Source organism: Companilactobacillus halodurans, assembly GCF_009600995.1.
GTDB lineage: Bacteria > Bacillota > Bacilli > Lactobacillales > Lactobacillaceae > Companilactobacillus > Companilactobacillus halodurans.
Window position 1 is genome coordinate 22,390 of the sequence record NZ_VDFO01000011.1, and the last position, 17,050, is coordinate 39,439.

General features: G+C 36.1%; 18 protein-coding genes. 1 reads left to right on the plus strand and 17 read right to left on the minus strand.

Features of this window, described 5'->3' with window-relative positions:
• Position 1: 1 nt before the first annotated feature.
• From FHL05_RS04060 to infC, 10 genes are all read right to left on the minus strand, one after another.
• Positions 2-733 carry a class I SAM-dependent DNA methyltransferase gene (locus FHL05_RS04060; RefSeq protein WP_153385884.1) on the minus strand — a complete coding sequence of 244 codons (732 nt, stop codon included), beginning with the start codon at positions 731-733 and terminating at the stop codon, positions 2-4.
• The gene (gene rsfS, locus FHL05_RS04065) at positions 733-1,089 is read right to left on the minus strand and encodes a ribosome silencing factor (RefSeq protein ID WP_153385883.1); all 357 of its coding nucleotides are present in this window, start codon (positions 1,087-1,089) and stop codon (positions 733-735) included. The genes FHL05_RS04060 and rsfS overlap by 1 nt, the downstream gene beginning before the upstream one ends.
• A 1-nt stretch (position 1,090) precedes the next feature.
• Complete coding sequence (gene yqeK, locus FHL05_RS04070; protein ID WP_337692547.1) at positions 1,091-1,693, minus strand: bis(5'-nucleosyl)-tetraphosphatase (symmetrical) YqeK; 603 nt, start codon at positions 1,691-1,693, stop codon at positions 1,091-1,093.
• Positions 1,686-2,324: a nicotinate-nucleotide adenylyltransferase gene (locus FHL05_RS04075; RefSeq protein ID WP_153385882.1), complete on the minus strand. Its 639-nt coding sequence runs from the start codon at positions 2,322-2,324 to the stop codon at positions 1,686-1,688. The genes yqeK and FHL05_RS04075 overlap by 8 nt, the downstream gene beginning before the upstream one ends.
• Before the next feature lie 32 nt (positions 2,325-2,356).
• On the minus strand, positions 2,357-2,656 hold the full coding sequence (locus FHL05_RS04080) for a YhbY family RNA-binding protein (protein ID WP_153522103.1): 300 nt from the start codon (positions 2,654-2,656) through the stop codon (positions 2,357-2,359).
• 9 nt (positions 2,657-2,665) lie between these two features.
• Positions 2,666-3,781: a ribosome biogenesis GTPase YqeH gene (yqeH, locus tag FHL05_RS04085; RefSeq protein ID WP_153522105.1), complete on the minus strand. Its 1,116-nt coding sequence runs from the start codon at positions 3,779-3,781 to the stop codon at positions 2,666-2,668.
• Positions 3,768-4,295, minus strand: coding sequence for a YqeG family HAD IIIA-type phosphatase (locus tag FHL05_RS04090; protein WP_153385879.1), 528 nt, complete (start codon positions 4,293-4,295; stop codon positions 3,768-3,770). The genes yqeH and FHL05_RS04090 overlap by 14 nt, the downstream gene beginning before the upstream one ends.
• 71 nt (positions 4,296-4,366) lie before the next feature.
• The gene (rplT, locus tag FHL05_RS04095) at positions 4,367-4,723 is read right to left on the minus strand and encodes a 50S ribosomal protein L20 (RefSeq protein ID WP_025084494.1); all 357 of its coding nucleotides are present in this window, start codon (positions 4,721-4,723) and stop codon (positions 4,367-4,369) included.
• Between the two features lie 48 nt (positions 4,724-4,771).
• Complete coding sequence (gene rpmI / locus FHL05_RS04100) at positions 4,772-4,969, minus strand: 50S ribosomal protein L35 (protein ID WP_057867869.1); 198 nt, start codon at positions 4,967-4,969, stop codon at positions 4,772-4,774.
• A 13-nt stretch (positions 4,970-4,982) separates the two neighbouring features.
• Complete coding sequence (gene infC / locus FHL05_RS04105; protein WP_162000204.1) at positions 4,983-5,516, minus strand: translation initiation factor IF-3; 534 nt, start codon at positions 5,514-5,516, stop codon at positions 4,983-4,985.
• A gap of 389 nt (positions 5,517-5,905) precedes the next feature.
• Between infC and FHL05_RS04110 the strand changes: the two genes are divergently transcribed.
• Positions 5,906-7,198: a hypothetical protein gene (locus FHL05_RS04110; protein ID WP_153385877.1), complete on the plus strand. Its 1,293-nt coding sequence runs from the start codon at positions 5,906-5,908 to the stop codon at positions 7,196-7,198.
• Positions 7,199-7,224: 26 nt separating this feature from the next.
• Here the strand turns inward: FHL05_RS04110 and FHL05_RS04115 are convergent, their stop codons facing one another.
• From FHL05_RS04115 to FHL05_RS12755, 7 genes are all read right to left on the minus strand, one after another.
• Positions 7,225-8,208 carry a zinc-binding dehydrogenase gene (locus tag FHL05_RS04115; protein ID WP_153385876.1) on the minus strand — a complete coding sequence of 328 codons (984 nt, stop codon included), beginning with the start codon at positions 8,206-8,208 and terminating at the stop codon, positions 7,225-7,227.
• A gap of 137 nt (positions 8,209-8,345) precedes the next feature.
• A complete protein-coding gene (locus FHL05_RS04120) occupies positions 8,346-9,746 on the minus strand; it encodes an APC family permease (protein WP_153385875.1) in 1,401 nt (466 codons plus the stop codon).
• A 106-nt stretch (positions 9,747-9,852) separates the two neighbouring features.
• Positions 9,853-10,881, minus strand: coding sequence for a bifunctional threonine ammonia-lyase/L-serine ammonia-lyase TdcB (gene tdcB, locus FHL05_RS04125; RefSeq protein WP_153385874.1), 1,029 nt, complete (start codon positions 10,879-10,881; stop codon positions 9,853-9,855).
• Positions 10,882-10,906: 25 nt separating this feature from the next.
• The gene (gene ald / locus FHL05_RS04130) at positions 10,907-12,022 is read right to left on the minus strand and encodes an alanine dehydrogenase (RefSeq protein ID WP_153385873.1); all 1,116 of its coding nucleotides are present in this window, start codon (positions 12,020-12,022) and stop codon (positions 10,907-10,909) included.
• 477 nt (positions 12,023-12,499) lie between these two features.
• Positions 12,500-14,443, minus strand: a complete 1,944-nt coding sequence (thrS, locus tag FHL05_RS04135; protein WP_153385872.1) for a threonine--tRNA ligase — start codon at positions 14,441-14,443, stop codon at positions 12,500-12,502.
• Between the two features lie 298 nt (positions 14,444-14,741).
• On the minus strand, positions 14,742-15,650 hold the full coding sequence (dnaI, locus tag FHL05_RS04140; RefSeq protein WP_153385871.1) for a primosomal protein DnaI: 909 nt from the start codon (positions 15,648-15,650) through the stop codon (positions 14,742-14,744).
• 2 nt (positions 15,651-15,652) lie between these two features.
• A complete protein-coding gene (locus FHL05_RS12755; RefSeq protein WP_153385870.1) occupies positions 15,653-17,038 on the minus strand; it encodes a DnaD domain protein in 1,386 nt (461 codons plus the stop codon).
• Positions 17,039-17,050 lie beyond the last annotated feature (12 nt).

Here is a 17,050-nt window from a genome sequence, read left to right on the forward strand (position 1 = left end):
TCTACTTTTCAGCTGAAAAGAACCATCTTGTTGAATCATTTTTCACTTCTGATTTGCCAAACTCAGCACTCACTTGGATATTCTTAAAGCCAATATCATTTAAAATCATTTTAAACGTTTCTATTGGATAAGTTCTTTCCTTATGAAGCTCAGTATTGACCGAATATCCCTTAATCTTGTCATTCCAATTGAAGAAGGTCAATTCATGTTCGATACTATGAGGATATTCACCCTCAAAACTATTCCACATAAAAGCTGAGTCTTCAGTTCGATGATTGAACATATAACCAGGAAAAACTTCATCCATTTGATACAAGGAATGTGCATCGAATAAATACTTTCCGCCTGCATTCAAGTGTTCAAATGCTTGATTAAAGGCAACTGCCAACTCATCTTCATCCTTTAAGTAACAAATTGAGTCGTCAAAACAAGTAATGACGTCGAATTTTTCAAAATCATATAAATCCATCATATTGCTTTGAATAAAGGGAATAGTTTTCTTAGCCTTTTGAGCTTTTTCTTCAGCAATTTTTAACATCTCATCGGAAAGGTCAGTTCCTGTAACGTGAAATTTATCAGCTAACAAGATTGTTAAATCACCGGTTCCACAAGCAACGTCTAACAGCGTCTTATCAATTGTTCCGGCTTCTTTTTCAACATATTCAGCCCATTTAGCATACAGTGAATCATCCATCAACTCACTATATACTCGTGCAAATGAGTTATAAATCATTATTCAGTTACCAAATCAGAAATATCTACTTCTGAAGCATCTGACCAAAGTTTTTCAAGATTATAGAAATCACGTTGTTCTGAAGTGAAGACGTGAATAACTACATCATGAAGATCAATCAAAACCCATTCTGAGTTCCGATTTCCTTCAACATGTCCCACATCAATATCATTTTCTGAAGCTTTATCCAAAACTGATTGAACGATAGCATCAACTTGACGTTGGGAACCAGCATCCATGATTACAAAGTAATCAGCCATGATACTTACTTCACTGATGTTCAAAACTTTGATGTCATTAGCATGCTTTTCATCGGCTGCTTTAACAGCGATTTCCATTATTTTCTTTGAATCCAAATTATAAGTCTCCTTTTGTTATCCAATAATTGTAACTAATAAAAGTTGCTGGATATATTTCTCGATTTTTTTCTACTAAGTGTTGTATTGAATGCTTCAATTCATAAGCCACGGCTGAATCTAATGATTTTTCAGCGTAAGCACGAGCTGTTTTGATTCCAGGGAAATCTCTTTCTGGTTCAATGAAATCACCCACGAATACACATTTATCAACCTGCGTCATAGTTGTTGCTCCAACAGTATGTCTGCGGATTGCATTCAACACGTCTTCATCATAAATACCCAATTCATCTTTAATAATTTCAGCACCAACGATTCCGTGCCAAATTGCATTATTATAATTCAACAATTCTGGGTCTAAATTTTTTCTCTTGATAACATCAATGAATTCTTCATCGCTTCGTTCTTTAGCATAATCATGCAGTAAACCTGCTAAGCCAGCACGCTCTACGTCGCCACCAAATTCAGCAGCTAAACCACGACTAACTTTTTCGACTCGCAAACAATGCGTATAACGAAAATCGCTAAGCGTATCATGCATTCTATCTAAAATTTGGTCACGATTCAAATTGCTTTTTATGTCATCATACTTAAAATCATTCACTATAAAGCCCCCTATCCTTGATATACCAGGCCACATCATCAGGAACTAAATATTTGATCGATTGTCCTTTTTTGACCCGTTCTCGAATCATACTTGAACTGATCTCTAGTTCTGGTGTGTTGACCCAAAGTATCGGATATTTCGATTTTTTTTCAAAACCTTTTCGACAAACGCCTACAAAGTGAACCATTTGAACTAGTTCATCAATATGGGACCATTTAGGAAGGTTCTCAACCATATCTCCACCGACAATAAAGTAATATTCTGTGTTGGGATTTAAGTCTTTTAATAACTTAATAGTTTCATAAGTATAACTAATCCCACCACGTTTTATATCGGTCATATCTAAATCAAAATGCATATTATCTCTAATCGCTAATTTGATCATGTTGACTCGATCATCACTATTAATATCAGGCAAAGATTTTTTTACTCCTCGATGAGGCGGAACCTTATCAGGCAAGAACAAAACTTTATCAAGACAAAGCTGTTCATAAACCTGTTCGGCTATTAATAGGTGTCCCAAATGAATGGGATTAAATGTCCCACCAAGGATTCCAATATGTCTTTTTGGTAAATTACTGTGAAATTCTAATTTAGCTTTAGTTAATAATTGTTTTTGAGTATTCATATTTTCATCACTTAAATTTAAATATTCTCTAACTAAACCGAGTATTTACGATTTTTGATTTTTGAAGCTTTTCGATAGAAAATCATCTTTGAACCGATTGTTTGAATGTGAACGATACTATCGTCAACATTTTGTAAAGCTTCAATTAAATCTTGTGGTTCAACCATGGTATTTTGTAAGAGTGACACTTTAATCAATTCATTTTTTTCAATCAAAATTTCAAATTGTTTGATTAAATTATCACTAATACCCTCACGACCGACTTGAAGTACAGGCTTCATTGTAGCTGCTTGACTTCTTAAATAACGGTTCTTTTTTCCTTTTATAATCATTGTTTCTCCTTAAATTATCGCATTCCGAATCGAAACATGCACTCCATCAGGAACATATGCTTTAACTTTTGTACCTGCAGGAATGGTTAGCCAACCTAATCCATAGATAACTATATCTGATTTTTCATGTGCCGAAAAGATTTGACTCTTGAATTTAGGGAAGTCTTTAACGTCCGTTGGTGGAGTTAAAATATCGCCTAAGTGTTTTTGATAAAATTCATCTGCATTAATGGTCTTTGTTCGATGTAATGGCAAACCTTGATTGACATAAAATGTCACATTAGTCTTGTAGTCTAGAAAATCAAATCTTGCTAAACCAGCCACAAAAATCGTTTGGCCATCACGTAATTGGAACGTTGCTGGACGTAATGGTTTCTTAGGTGTAACTGTCTTCAAATCTTTAGCATTTAGGAAATGGGCTAGTTGATAACGGTGAATAATTCCTGGCGTATCAATTAAACTATGTCCATCGTCCAAAGGAATATCGATTCGGTCCAACGTTGTTCCAGGAAATCTAGAAGTCGTAATCAAATCTTTGATATCTGAATTAGAACTGATGATACGGTTAATCAAAGTAGATTTACCAGTATTAGTAGTTCCAACGACGTAAACATCTTTGCCATCACGATACTTCTCAATCATTTCCATCAATTCATCAATATTAGTTCCTTTAACTGCAGAAACCATAATTTGATCAACTGACTTGATTCCATTTTCTTTACTCTTTTGTTGCAACCAGTTCAATAAGCGATTTTGATTAACTGAGCTTGGCAACAAGTCGACCTTATTACCAACGACTAAGATTTTCTTATCGCCGACGAAACGTTGCAATCCAGGAATGACGCTACCCTCATAATCAAAGATATCAACTACGTTAACTACCAAGGCGTCTTCTGCAGAAATTGAGTCGAGCAATTTCAAGAAGTCATCGTCTGACACATCAACGTCAGTGATTTCATTATAATTACGAAGTCGGAAGCATCTTTTGCATAAGAGTTCCTTTGAATCATCTTCTGTGTACTTTTTTAGAGTAGATGCCTGCACGAAACCGGGCTTGTCTTTATCTTCTGTTTGAAGTTGAGCACCGCAGCCGATGCAGTATAATTTCTCATTACTTTCTGTCATTTAATGAGTCCTTCCAATATAAATTCTTATCACGCATTTGCATTGCTTTTAAAATTGGACGTTCAAAAAATCTATTAACACGTGTTTTTTTCGCATCAGTGTTAACTAATGGCTTGACTAAAACAGTCTTTAAACCGGCCCCATTACCTGCTAAAACATCTGTCATCACTTGGTCCCCGACAAACAAGACGTTTTCTTTGTTAATACCATTCTCTCTTAAATGTCTCATAATTGTAAAAGGCAAAGGCTTAACAGCTCTGGCAACGATACTAACTGGCAATTGTTCGACGGCTTTTTCTGTCCGTTCATAACTGTTGTTGGTAACAACCATAACTTCAATATTATTCTTGGCCATTTGATTGAGCCACTTACGTAACGATAAGTCATATTTATCACTATTCCAAGGCAAAAGGGTATTATCCAAATCTGTCATAATGGTCGTGATGTGCAATTTCTTCAGAGAATCGACATCGATATCAGTGATCTTATCTAGCATAATATATGGTTTAAACATTTTTAATCCTCGTTTACTTTGCTATTTAGTAAAAAAACGTAATTTGGGGTTATCCAAATTACGTTTTAAATTTAAGCTAAAGCTTTTTTAGCTGTATCTACTAAACTTGTGAATGCCTTTGGATCTTCGATAGCTACTTGAGCCAACATTTTACGGTTAATGTCAACATTAGCTAACTTCAAGCCATGCATCAATTTGCTGTAGCTGATTTCATTCATTCTAGCAGCAGCGTTGATTCTTGCAATCCATAATTTACGGAAATCGCGTTTTACTTGACGACGATCACGGAATGCATAACGGTATGATACCATTATTTGAGTATGAGCTGCTTTAAAAGTGATATGTTTTGATCCACGATATCCCTTAGCTAATTTTAAAACTTTCTTACGACGTTTGCGAGTTACTGTTCCACCTTTTACACGTGGCATAATGACTCCTCCTTTTTATTATAAAGACTTAATAATTAGTGTGGCAAATTAGTATGTGGCTAACATTTGCTTGATACGTTTCATATCACTTGCATTAACCATACCTGGCTTAGCCAATTGACGACGTTGCTTCTTAGTCTTACCGTGGAAACGGTGACTTGTATAAGCGTGCATTCTCTTCCAACCACCATTAGCAGTTTTCTTAAATCTCTTTGCTGATGCGCGGTGTGTCTTTTGTTTAGGCATGAAAATCCCTCCACTATTTCTTCTTTTTGTTATCTTTAGCGTTAATTGGATCAAGCATCAAGAACATACTACGTCCATCCATCTTAGGTCTGGTTGTTACTGTAGCAACATCCTTAGTCTGCTCAGCGACACGGTCTAAGACTTCCTTACCTATCTCTTTATGAGTAATTGCTCTACCCCTAAAGCGAAGAGAAACTTTGACCTTATCACCCTTAGCTAAAAACTTACGAGCATTGTTAAGCTTGGTATTGAAATCATTCTCTTCAATAGTTGGGCTTAGACGTACTTCTTTAAGACTAACGGTTTTTTGTTTTTTACGTGCTTCGCGATCCTTCTTTTGAAGATCAAACTTATATTTACCATAATCCATAATTCTGGCAACAGGTGGTTTAGCACCTGGGGACATAAGGACTAGATCCATATTTGCGGCTTCAGCTAAACGTTGTGCCTCTGCCCTTGGTTTTACACCAACTTGATCGCCATTTTCAGAAATCAAACGTACTTCCTTTGCACGTATTTGATCATTTATTAACAATTCTCTTGCTATGAGTAGTCACCTCCGAAGTAATTTAACCCACAAAAAAAGCGGGCTGCACAAGCATGCCCACTATATATTTACGCAATCGTATTAACCTAGAGGCGAATGCATAGGTGAGAAGCGGGCGCTTCTGCTTAATCTCAACAGTTATTAACTATATCAATAGATCATGTAAGTGTCAATACTTTTATTCAAAGTAAAATCAAGCCTACAACTCTCACTAGACGATTCGACTACCGTTCAATACATTTTATATCTATAAAGCTTGGTATATTAATATTCTGTTGGTCTCTTATTTAATTTTAACATTTTCATTTCTCAAAAGGAATTATGATAGCTGGAATAATTATGAAAAGAGTATTTAAATACAGTTATTATAAATTAGGATGTGAGAAATCATGAGTAAAGTAAATAATTTCATTGAATTAGTTGAAGCAATTTCAACAAATGAGCCCAAAATAGAAATCAAACGAAATATCACCGTTAATTATCCACTGATTATATCTCCAAATACTAAATTAGTTGGAATTCCTCAAGAAAATAAATCCTTGCCTGCATTAATTTTTCAAGATAGCGATGGAATTGGCGTGACACAAGACAACCAAATTTCTGACTTATCAATTTTAGCACCTAGTGAAAAAAGAGCTATCTTCTCTGCGAGCTTTTCAGAAGATTTAGGCCATTTTGAATTTAAAAATTTAACGCTCTCCGGTCAATTTTCATTCATTGCAAAGTCCCCCACTAAAACCGCAGATTTAATTTTAAATAAAATCAACATTCTTCAAGCCGATGCCAGACATTATTTAGAACAACCACAAAAATATGGGGTTAATGTTTTGCAAGGTGCTTTGACAATTTACAATTTTAATTCAGATAGTTCTAGTTTATTGACAATTGAAGCTACAGATATTTCTATTGGACAAGAAAATAACCCTGTCTTTGGTTCAGGCGTTTTCATCGCTGGTTTTGGCGACAATGGTGGAAAAGTCAAAGTCAAAGAGCTGCAAACAAATGAGGTTCATTCAACTGGTAAAATTCCCTTTGGCGTTGCCGACTTGATCACTGGTGCTATTTTTATTGTCAATGGTGCCTATGCAAGTTCTGTAATTCAAAGCGGAAAAACTACTACTTACGGCGTCAATGACATGGTACTTGACGCTTGGGGAGAAGTCGACAACTGGGTCGTAAACGATACCGTCACTTCTTACGGACCTTCTGGAATCGGCTTCGTTAATTTTGGCACTTTCAAAACTTTCACTGCTAAAGCTCCAATCGAAACTTATGGACTTGGGGCTCGAGCCTACAATCAATATGATGGAACTTTGGAAGAAGGACACTTTTCTTCCATTAATACATTTGGCGATGGCTCCATCGGCATTCAAATTTCCAAAAAAGTTGGTTCGATTTTTATCGATGGAGATATCAAAACCAATGGAGATACTGGTAATTCACTCGTTAAAGGAATCAACGTTAAACTTCCTGCTAATGCTCTTAGTATCAAAAATGGCGGTGAAGTCAAAAAATTAAACATTCACGGAAACATTGAAACTTTTGGTAAACAGATCACATCCCTTGTCGCTGACAGTGGTGCAATCGTTCATAATATCAAAATAGATGGTCAAATACTTGCCCACGGTGAAAATTCAGAGACAACTAATATTTCATCAGAAAGTACTTTTCCATATATTTAATAACTAAATTTATTTAACTTAAAACATCAAACAGTCGCAACGATTTTACCGACGGTTTGATGTTTTTTTAATAATTCTAAGCCATCAGGAATTTCTGCAAAGCTGATTTCTTTTGTTATCAAGGGATCAACTACACCTTGACTGACTAATTTAACTAAAGAATCAGCCATAACGCCTAAATCATCCAATTGACTCGGTGTTTTTCCTTGATGAGCACCACCTAAATTCAAACTCAAAACGCTTTGTCCCTTTGCACTCAAATTGTAATGAATAATGTCAGGGACATTTAAAATATCAACTACAGCACCATTATAAGCTAAGCGGTTTAAATCCCTTTGAGACTCAATTCCACCAACATCATTAATGATTACATCTACCCCAATACCCGATGTAATCTGCTTAATCATTTCATCAGTATCCTGATTCTTATAATCGATAATATAATCGGTACCAATTTTTTTAACAAAATCTTTTTTCTTTTCAGAAACAGTTGTAATTACTGTCAAACCAAGGTGTTTAGCTAATTGAATAGCAATACTACCAACTCCGCCAGCTCCAGCATGAATTAAAATAGTCTTTTTCCCAGTCAAATTCATCTTTCTAAAAATAGCTGCATATGCTGTTAACCCACTGCATAAGATTGCCGCTGCACTTTGATAAGTGACATTATCTGGAATTTTTCCTACTATATTATACTTAGCTTTGGCGTATTCAGCATACACGCCATTTTTTGTTAAATCATCGTGGAAGAAAACTCTTTGTCCAACTTTAAAATCTTTAGGGTTAGTTTTACCAACCTGAACTATTTCACCGGCTGCATCTAATCCTAAGACATGGGGATAGCTCCAATTAGGATTATGACCCTCAGCCATTTTATAATCGACAGGATTTAATCCAACTGCATGCACTTTGATTAAAATCTCATCGTCTAGGATTTGGGGCTTTTCCATTTCTGATATTTTAATATCTTCAATTTTATTTTGATTTGAATTTATCGTTAATGCTTTCATTCTATTCCTCCAATTAATAACTGATGAATTTAGATTAGCACTGTCATATCAATTAATTCAAACATTTCAAGATAAAAAAATCCTCGGATTATTTAGTAAGTTTACTTGCTTTACCAAAAATTCGAGAATTTTTATTTTTATTCAGTAACCTCTTTTAAGTCACTTTTATTCTTTTTAACATCATTCTTATCGCTTGAATCATTTTCAACTTCATCGAAGTTCCATTTCTTTTTGAGGTAGAAGTAAAATGGAATACCGACAGCCGTAACAACGATACCAATCATAGTTGTTAAGAATTCAGTAAATAAAGTACAGACTAGAATAAAGGTTCCACCAATAATTGCAACAATTGGAATGATTGGATATAGCGGAACTTTGTAAGGACGATACAAATCTGGTTTTGTGTGACGGAGTTTAATAACAGCGACAAACGCCATTACATAAAAAATCCAGATTACAAAAATCAGCATATTGGTAATTGCATCAAATTGGCCTGATAGCATCATTAAACAAGCAATGGCCAATTGAATAGCCCCGGCTGCCCAAGGTATTCCTGCTTTATTTAATTTTGCAAAAGTATCGCCAAATGGCAATTTGTGTTCTTTACCCATAACATAAGGAACACGCATACTTGTCATTGTATAGCCATTCAAACCACCATAAACAGAAATTAAAATACCAATTGTAACTAATTTACTTCCCATGTCGCCAAAGATGGCAGTTGATGCATCTGAAGCAGCATTCAAATTACCGGAAATTTGGCCGAGAGGCAAAACAAACATGAAGACGGCATTAACTAATAAATAAACTATCATGATAACGGCAATCCCAAGAGAAATTGCTCTTGGCAAATCTTTACGCGGATTTTTCATTTCACCTGAGATATTACCAACGTGAATCCAGCCATCATAAGCAAACATAGTAGCTAAGAGTCCGTTACCAATGGCTGCAATAAAGTTACGATGTGGACCTGCAACAACAGGGAACAGCGAGAAATCAACCGGTCCTTTGTGCAAGAATCCAAAGAGTACTATCAATGCTAATGGAATCAGTTTAGCAACTAATGAAATTGAAGTGACGCGTCCACCAACTTTAGCACTGATCCAATTCAGGGATGTAACTGAAAGTGCACTTAAAACTGCTACCGGAACTATCCAAGCATTCGAGAGTGTGAACAAATGTGCAAATTGAGTCCCAAATGCAATTGAGATAGCGGCAACATTAGCTGGGAAATAAATGATTGCTTGGGCCCAGCCAGCCATAAAGCCCCAGAATCCTCCATAACTATGTTCAATGTATCTTGTTAAACCACCTGTTTCAGGATATGCTGCAGCTAATTCGGCTCCCGTAAGACCAGCACAAATGGTAATAATTCCACCTATCAACCAAACCAGCATCGTCAAACTGACGGAACCAGTGTAATTGGTAACGGCTGAAGCTTTGAAGAAAACTCCAGTACCGATAACAGTTCCAGTTACGGTTGCAAAGGCGGGAAAGAAGCCAATTGTTTTCTTTAAACCAGTATCTTGATCGCCCATAATATTAACCTCCAATACAAAGAGAAACATCCATTTTCGTTTTTTAAAAAAGAAGAGATGTTGCACCTCAGGATGCAGCATCTCTTGTTGTCTTCAAAAGTTCTGTCTAGCCGATTCCCCCATCAGCTTCAACTGGTTTGAAGAAGTGGTCGATGATTTCTGATACTCGGCCCAAATCAACGTTACCACCAGATACCATAGCAACAACTTTCTTATTCTTGAGCCATCTGTCATCAATCTTATGTGATTCAAGAGCTGCAACTGGAAGTGCACCGGCACCTTCAGCAACAACCTTTGTTCTTTGTAGCAAGTCTTTCATTGCTCCAGCAATTTCATCTTCATTAACAAGAACAATTTCATCAACTAATTGACTAACAATTGGGAATGTAATGTCACCAGGTGTAGCAACATCCGTTCCATCAGCGAGTGTAAAGTCATCGTGATGTTTTGTAATCTTACCAGCTTTAACTGATGAATACATGCCGTGAACGTTTTCTGATTGAACACCAACAATGTGAATTGATGGATTAAATGATTTCAAAGCAACTGCGATACCTGAAATCAAGCCGCCACCGCCGACAGGAACGATAACTGTATCTACATCCCAAATATCATCTAGGATTTCCAATCCAATTGTTCCTTGTCCAGCAATAACATATTTATCATTAAATGGATCAACGATTGTCTTTCCTTCACGTTCAGCACGTTCACGCATCCATTCGTGGGCATCATCAAAAGTTGCTCCGTGAATATCAACTTCAGCACCGTAGCCACGTGTTGCATCACGTTTCATTTGTGGTGCTTCATCTGGCATAACAACTGTTGTGTCGATTCCAAGAAGGTGACCTGTTAAAGCAACACCTTGAGCGTGGTTACCAGCAGATGCTGTAATAACGCCACGGTCACGCTCTTCTTGACTTAAATGATTAATTTTATTGTTAGCGCCTCTGAATTTGAATGATCCAGTCAATTGCATGTTTTCTAGCTTTAAGAAAACATCGCCACCAACAATATTTCTACTCAAAAACATTGATTGTACTAAAGGAGTCTTACGGGCATATTTACCAACAATAGCCTGAGCCTCTTGGATATCGTGAATATCTACCATAGTATTAACATTTACGCCTTTAATCATTTTTCTACCTCACCAATTTTTTATTTTAATTAACGGATAGTTCTTTCAAATCTGTAAATGGAACATCTAATGAATCAGCTAAGCCTTTGTTTGTAACTTTACCCTCATAAATATTTACACCAGAAGCTAATGCATCATCATCCATGATTGCTTGATCAATTCCCTTATCAGCAATTTCCAATAAGTAATCGATATTGCCTTTTGCCAAAGCCATTGTAGCTGTACGTGGTACAGCACCAGGTTGATTTGGAACAGCATAGTGAATGATTCCATCTTTAACGAAGATTGGGTCATCAATTGTTGTTGGGTGGTCAATTGTTTCAACAGTTCCACCTTGATCAATTGCGACATCAACAACAACGCTGCCTGGTTTCATTGATTTAATCATGTATTCTTTAACCAACTTAGGTGGTTTTGAGCCTGGGATTAAAATTGTTGAAATAAAGACGTCAGCATCTTTGATTTCTTTAGCCAAGTTTTCTTCATTTGATTTAACAGCACGGAAGTTTTGGTCAGCAAACTTCTTTTGAAGTTCTTTGATACGTTCATCCTTTAATTCAATGATTACAACTGAGCATCCCATACCTAAAGCTAATTCAGCAGCATTTGTAGCAGCATTACCACCACCAAAGATAACTACGTTACCAGCTTCGATTCCTGGAATTCCTGGTAATAGAATTCCTTGTCCTTGGTGTTGAGCTTCAAGATAATAAGCTCCCATAATCACAGATCTTCTACCGGCAATAGCACTCATAGGTGCTAATAATTCCAACTTGCCATCTTTAACAATCGTTTCGCCGCCAATAGCTGTTGTTCCAGCTTTCATCATAGCTTCAACTGTTGGTTTAGATGATGCCAAGTGTTGGAATCCCCAAACAATCTTGCCTTTTGTAAAGTATTGATATTCTTCTGGATCTGGTTCCTTAACTTTAACGATTAAATCAGCTTTCCAACCATCAGCATGGCTAACTAGTTTACCACCAGCTTCAACATACTCATCGTTAGAAAATCCAGCACCAACTCCGGCGTTCTTTTCAACAAGAACTTCATTTCCGGCATCGACCATTTTACGAACATTTTCTGGAGTAGCCGCTACACGGCCTTCTCCTTCTTTTTGTTCCTTAATAATACCAATTTGCATACTCACACGCTCCCTTTGTGAAGTCTATAACTATTTCCTTACAAATGCATGATAACGCTTACAAAAAGAGCTGGCAACGCCTTTTTTTACTTCACAAACTGGGATTTTGGAGGTATCCACTGGTAAGATTGGCTTCCAGAAATCCAAAAAAACTTTGATTTCACAATTATCACTTTTTGATTAATATATAATTGTTATATTTATATCAATATAAATAAACAACTGTTCATAAATCGTGAACAATGTTGCTATATCGCCTTTTAGATACTATTTAAATTTAAAAAGTACCTCTGGTCCTTTTTTTAATTAATTTAATTCTCAAAAATTGACTGAAATTTTTGAAACTAGTTTTTATGTATAAACATGTCAAACAGCTTAGATTGCTCATTCTTTAACAAATTTTAATTCAATTAAAAAAAGCCTAATCACGTTTTTTACGTGGTTAGGCTTAAAAAATTTAACTTTTATTTGACTTTATTAATCTTCACGACTGAAATTACTAATATCAGCCACAACACTATTAATGAACATCTTAGCATTTTCTGATGAAGAATCATCTTGACCGTACTTTCTTACAGAAACGGTAGCATCTTTAACTTCATCATCACCAACAACAACTGTGTAAGGAATCTTCATTGTTTGAGCGTCACGGATCTTGTAACCCATCTTCTCATCACGATCATCGATTTCAGCACGGATATTCTTAGCACGTAATTCTGAAAGAACATCATTTGCATAATCTGAGTGAAGTTTATCATTAACTGGAATAATTCTTACTTGTGTTGGAGCTAACCATGTTGGGAATGCACCCTTGTACATTTCAATTAGGTATGCAATAAATCTTTCCATAGTTGAAACGATACCACGGTGAATCATAACTGGACGGTGATCTTCACCATCTGAACCAACATATGTCAACTTGAACTTCTCTGGTTGCATGAAGTCTAGTTGGATGGTTGACAATGTTTCGTCATTACCTAGAGCTGTCTTTGTTTGAACATCAAGTTTTGGACCATAGAATGCAGCTTCACCTTCAGCTTCGTAGTACTTAAGACCAAGGTCATCCATAGCACCCTTAAGCATTGATTGTGATCTATCCCACATTTCATCATCATCGAAGTACTTCTCTGTGTTAGCAGGGTCTCTGTAACTTAGACGGAATGAGTAATCTTTGATATCGAAGTCTTTATAAACTTCAACCATCAATTGTAGTGTACGTTTGAATTCTTCTTGAATTTGATCAAGAGCAACGAATGTGTGACCATCATTTAATGTCATTTCACGAACACGTTGCAAACCACTCAACGCACCTGATTTTTCATATCTGTGCATCATACCTAATTCAGCAATACGAAGAGGCAAATCTCTGTATGAACGGTTGTGGTGCTTGTAAATTTGAATATGTGAAGGACAGTTCATTGGACGAAGTTCTAGCATTTCGCCATCACCCATATCCATTGGTGGGAACATGTCTTCACGATAGTGTGCCCAGTGACCTGAAGTCTTATAAGCATTTAAGTTCATAAGGATTGGTGTATAAACGTGTTGGTAACCCCAAGCAACTTCCTTATCAACAATGTATCTTTCAATAACACGACGGATTGTTGCACCATTTGGCATCCAATATGGAAGACCGGCACCAACTTCTGGATCAACGAAGAACAAGTCAAGATCACGACCAATAGTTCTGTGGTCACGTTCTTTGATTTCTTGACGACGCTTCAAGTCAGCTTTTAGGCCATCTTCTTCATAGAAGGCTGTACCATAAATTCTTTGAAGCATTGGGTTACTTGACTTACCTTGCCAGTAAGCACCAGCAACTGAAAGCAATTCAAAGTGTTTCAAAGCACTAAGATTTACTAGAACTGCATCGTAACCGAAATCAACAAATCCATCCAACTCATAAACAGGAATTTGGACTGATTCAATAGCACCAATCAATGATGACTTGTATGGATCATCTTTGAACATTTCTACAAGGTCTTTCTTGTCCATCATTGATCTTTTAATTTCATCATTGTTTTTGATGATTTTATTCATCAAAGCAGTAATTTCTTTTAATTCATCAACGCTGATTTGTCCTGACTTGCTATCAGTGTCAACGTAGAAACCATCACTGTTTGATTGTTTTTCACCGAAGTGAAGATCTGATTTAAAGTTCTTAGCTGCAGCACTGAATACCAAAGCAGCAGTATTTCTAAGTACCTCTTGTGCATCTTCTTTATCTTCAGCTGAGATAATTTCAATCTTACCGTCTTGCTTGATGGGACGTTTTAGATCGACTAATGTATCGTTAAGTTTACCAGCAACAGCTTTTTTGCCCAATGATGTGCTAATTGACTTAGCAACGTCCAAAGTAGTTGTGCCTTGATCAAACTCCTTAACTGAATCATCTGGGAATGTTAATTTGATTTTTGACATAGACCTATCCTCCTAAAATTTTGATAACAAAAAAATACGTCCCTGAAGTATAAACATATTCAAAAATATGCATATACTTCAGGGACGTATTTCGCGCGGTTCCACCCAGTTTAAAACTGTACAACAAATAACAGTTTTCTCTCATTTAGTTATAAAGTAACTGACAATTATACAATTTTAAACGAAAATGGTAACTCCAGTAATGGGTAAGCTTCCAGTAATCGTACCCTCCCTGAGTAGAACCGAAGTGTTATCTTTCATTGGCTTCATTTAAACATTAATTTTTTATTATTGCAAGCTATTTTTGAAATCTTCTGTTTGGACCAGTCACGATCACTTCACGAGATAGATACTTAACTCGCTCCATAATTCGTTTAGCTTTAACTGGCTCTTCTTCACCTCGTTGGTTTATCGACAAGTGCTTTTCCAATTCATTCATGGAAAAATTCGACGAAAAGAAAGTTGGTAAATTCTCTTGCATTCGATATTGCAAAATAACTCCCAAGACTTCATCCCTAATCCAACTAGACATTGAATCAGCACCAATATCATCAAGCATTAAAATTTCAGCATCTTTAATCTTATTGACCTTTTCTAAAACGCTATTAGTTCCAATTGAATTTTTCATTTCAATGGCAAAAGTAGGAAAATGCATCAGGGTCGTATGAACATCATGTTTAAATAATTCATTTGCGATTGCTCCCAAAAGATACGTCTTGCCAACGCCAAAATCACCAGCCAAATATAAACCAGGAATAAATTTTTTTTGATTTAAATAATGATCAATGAAATCTAGAGCTTGACTCAAAGCATCCTCTCGACCTTGACCGCTGTAATCGTCCAATTTAGCATTCCGAATATCAGAAGCCATATCCATCAAAACAAATCCAGACTCATATTGATCTTTTTTCTCGCGGTTTTGCAATTTTTCATTTGGATAATAGGCAACTTCAATATTGTGGTTGCTGACAATCAATTTAGGATAATAGCCCTGAGTCAATTCACTTTTATGGTGCTTATTATTATAAAATTCATAAATGCTAGCAGCACTGGTAGAAATAGCATTGGGATTAATCTCATCGCTATTTTTTTTCAAAAACTTTTGAACATCTTCGTCTTTTAAAGCTGCATTAAGAAGACGGCGATAATCCTCCGTCAAATTCTTTGAATTTAAATATTCTGCCAATCTGCTTCCTAATTTTTCCATGCTTAATTATCCTTATTTCTTAATCGTTTTAGTCTATCTTGAAGATTAGTCTGATTCTTTTGAGTATTTTGATTCTGAGGAACCTTTGCTTTAACTTTACTCCAATCAGTAGCTTGTTCAACTTTACGATTTTTATTGTTATTGAAATGTCGTTTGGGATTACGAGGCTTGGTTTGAAAATCATTGATTCTTTGCAAAGCCTGTTCAGCCGTCTGAACCTTATTTTGCTGCCAATCATTAGCCATTGTCTCCATCAAAGGCAGCGTTAATGTTGGTGAATTTTGCAGAATATAATAGACCATGATATTCAATACGGAAACTGGCAAATAACTTTTCATTGCCATATTTCGTAATGCCCTTGATTCGACTGTACCAGTAAAACCACCGCTCTTTTGTTTTTGAGCAGCTAAAAAGTCTGCTGGGGTCATGGTTTTAGCTTGTTGTAAAATTTGTTGCTCAGCACGATTCCAATTCTTGGTTGACGCATTTTCATCTTCTTTAGGACTCGAAACTTCTTCCAAAGCCTGCTTCTTTACAGAAATATTGACATTCTTTTCAAAACGGTCTTGAGCTGATTTTTTGAGTCTTGTTGGGTCAATCTTATTAGTCACGATATTGCATGTTTTCCCAATCAAATTGATCAAAGTCATTTCATCTAGTCCATAAAAGGCATGCAAATTCAAAATCAATTCTTGATTTTCTAAGACATTATCGGAACTGATTCGATAAGATTGCTGCAAACGGTCCGTAATTAATTCCCAGTCGAGTGGCTCCATCTTTTTCTCATTTAAAGATGGATTTTTCTTTGAAGGCTGTGTTTGGAAACTATTTTGAGTATTCTTAACTTCTGAAGGCGTGTTGATCAAATCATTATTGCTCAACTGAAAAACTTCTAGAAAGTCTTTTGTGATTTCTTGGGAATTCTTCAAAACAAGATCAGAGTGAGAATATTTATCAGCCAATAAATGATACTTTTTCTCACCTACTTGTTCGTAAAGAAAAATGCTCATTAAGTCATCCTTAAAGAATTCATCAGGTGATAATGGTTCTATCAGTTGATAAACATAGTACGGTCCCAAATCATCTTTCTTTTCAAATGTCCTGATTAAACCTAAAGCTTCAGCTTTGATTCGAGCCTCATAAAACCGTCTTAAATCAATGCCTAAAAGCCCCAACAAATCGGCGTGGGGCTTTCTTTGCGTTACCAATTCTTTATTGGGAACTTTCTCCCATAACAACAAATAGAGACTGAATGCCTCAATCCCTAAAATTGGTAAATATAAATCTGTTAAAATATGTCGATCATCATCGTTTAGATGACCATTGGGTAGACACCAATAGCCTACTAGTGGCGTAAACTTATCTGATGCAAAATTACCTGTAGACACCGGCACGCCCCC